This window comes from Erwinia sp. MYb416, from assembly GCF_037479575.1.
In the GTDB taxonomy this organism is placed as follows: Bacteria; Pseudomonadota; Gammaproteobacteria; order Enterobacterales; family Enterobacteriaceae; genus Erwinia; species Erwinia rhapontici.
In genome coordinates this window covers 1-1,482 of sequence record NZ_JBBGYT010000036.1, presented here as the reverse complement: position 1 = coordinate 1,482, position 1,482 = coordinate 1, and the positions used below count along the sequence as shown (strand labels likewise).

The 1,482-nt window shown below is 57.2% G+C and carries 1 protein-coding gene; it reads right to left on the bottom strand.

The annotated features are described in order from the left end of the window. The coding region (locus WH277_RS00335) for a TonB-dependent siderophore receptor (RefSeq protein WP_339503686.1) at window positions 1-1,457 on the bottom strand (1,457 nt) is incomplete at its 3' end. Between the last annotated feature and the right edge of the window lie 25 nt (window positions 1,458-1,482).

The following is a 1,482-nucleotide window of genomic DNA, read 5'->3' as shown; positions in this document are numbered from 1 at the left end:
CCTTGCGGGTGGTACTTAATGCCGATTTCGCTCTGCTTCGTTTCCACGGGCAGGAAGGTTTTACCATCATAGCCACTGCCCAGCAGCGGGTCGAATGAGGTCGCGTAGCTGATGTAAGGTGCCAGCCCGATATCGAACTGATAGCTCAACCCGGCGCGCCCACTCCACTGGGTATCTTCCTGGCGGCTTTTCACCGTTACCGGAGAGTAGCTGTTGGTTTCATGGTCAGTATTCGACCAGTCATGGCGGCCACTCAGCGTCAGGCGCCAGCGGTTCCAGGCCATCTGATCCTGCACATAGACGCCGGTACGGTTAAATGTCTGTTTCTCTTTCCAGGGGGCGGCCCGGCTGGCGGTGAAATCAGGATTGAGATCCGGTCGGTAATCAGAACTGTACGGATCAATCAGCACCGGACCGACACTGTACAGCTCGTTCTTCAGACTACCGGTGGAAAAATCGATGCCGGCCAGCAGCGTATGACGGGTGGGGCCAGCGTCCACATCGCCACTGATATGGTTATCCATCGAGAACGTGCTGACTCTGGCCGGGGTCAGCTCATCGTAAGCTTTGAGCCAGGGGCGATCGTTGACGAGCTGATACCCATAAACCACGCCGCGCTGAATATCTGAATGGACATTCATATAACGCGCATTGCTGTTGAAACGCCAGCCATTATCAAACTGATATTCAAATAGCGAGGTCAGTGAATCCTGACGGCGGGTGGAGTGGGAAAAATGGCCATCAGTGTAGTTTTTATGCCGGTCAATTTGCTGATAAGGGCTGTTATTCAGCCCCAGGACGGCCGCAGGCAAACTGTTGTAGTCGGGAATATCCGGTTCCCAGGAATACGTCGCCAGCACGGTCCAGCTGGCATTATCACTCGGGCGCCAGGTCAGGGAAGGGGCGAGATAGAGGCGGCGGTGGCGGCTATCTTCAATTTGCCCCTGGCTGTCCAGGCCACTGGCGGTAAAACGATACAACAGGCTGTTATCGTCATTGACGGCGCCGGTGGAATCAATGCCGAACTGCTTACGGTTGAAGCTGCCGTATTGCAGGCTGACCTCGTGTGAGGCGATATCCTGGGGCTTGCGGCTGACCTGATTGACAATACCGCCGCCCGTCCCCTGGCCGTAGAGGGTCGATGCGGGGCCGCGCAGCACTTCGATCCGCTCCAGGGACCAGGGATCAACCTGCGGCAGCCAGCTGCCCGGGTTGCTGATGATGCGTAAGCCATCCAGATAGTAATCGGCATCGACGCCGCGAATCCGGGTCATATCCAGATAATCACCAAAGCCACCATATCGTTCACTGGTGGCGCCAGCCGTGTAGCGCAATGCGGCACTGCTGGATGACGGGCGCGTCAGGTCCATCTGCGAACGGGTGATCACCGAGACGGACTGGGGCGTTTCCAGGATAGAGGTGCGGGTTTTGCTGGCGACGGCCGATTCTTCCGCCACATAGCCGTTTTCCTCTCCCTCAGTT